Source organism: Acinetobacter stercoris (assembly GCF_900323515.1).
GTDB lineage: Bacteria > Pseudomonadota > Gammaproteobacteria > Pseudomonadales > Moraxellaceae > Acinetobacter > Acinetobacter stercoris.
In genome coordinates this window covers 1-748 of the sequence record NZ_OOGT01000444.1, presented here as the reverse complement: position 1 = coordinate 748, position 748 = coordinate 1, and the positions used below count along the sequence as shown (strand labels likewise).

At 31.1% G+C, this 748-nt stretch carries 1 pseudogene; it reads right to left on the bottom strand.

Annotation, left to right across the window (positions count from 1 at the left end):
- Nucleotides 1–253: 253 nt before the first annotated feature.
- Nucleotides 254–748: pseudogene (locus tag KPC_RS20550) on the bottom strand (esterase/lipase family protein); the annotation flags it as partial.

The following is a 748-nucleotide window of genomic DNA, read 5'->3' as shown; positions in this document are numbered from 1 at the left end:
GTTCTAAAGCGCATTCAAGACACTCAAACCTCATACCCAACTTATTAAGTTGAATTAGCTTTATTGCAAAAATATTTAAGAATATAATTTATTATTCTTATTTTTAGATTAAATTTTAAATATAATGTTTACAATCAATTTGTTATAAAACCCATACAACAAAGTCTTTAAATTTGAGTAGTTTAGGATAGCTTTAACTTTTCATGTAAAAAGCTATACGAGCGTAAACAAGTTTATTCTTTCATATCTAAGTTTACCTAAACTTCGGCTGGATATTATTCTCTTTAATTATCTGCACTATTGCATAGAGGACTGATCTCCGCACATGAATATTATTATATGAACCTTGGTGGTCAAAGCCTGTCATTTTAAATACTTGTTTAACTCCTGCCTGGTTAAAAGGTGCTTTTCCTGAGAGCCATGGAACAGTTCCATCCCCTGCACAGTCTTTATCAGATATTTTAAATGTTCCAAACTTACCACTGACTAATTTGATATATCTCAGCCCATTATTTTCCTTCATATTTGCTTTCATATAAGCAAGTGAACTTTGTCCCATATACCTTGTATCTTTTATAATTTGTTGATTATATGCATCTACTTCTTGAGCACTTACTCTTGGCAATCTTTTCATTTGATCAGCAGTCAATCCTCTTAAAGCCTGATCTAGTGTCCATGTTAATGCACCAAAGCTGAAATATTTAGGATCATGCCCATAATTCACATAAGTAAAAGGATGATATTTATT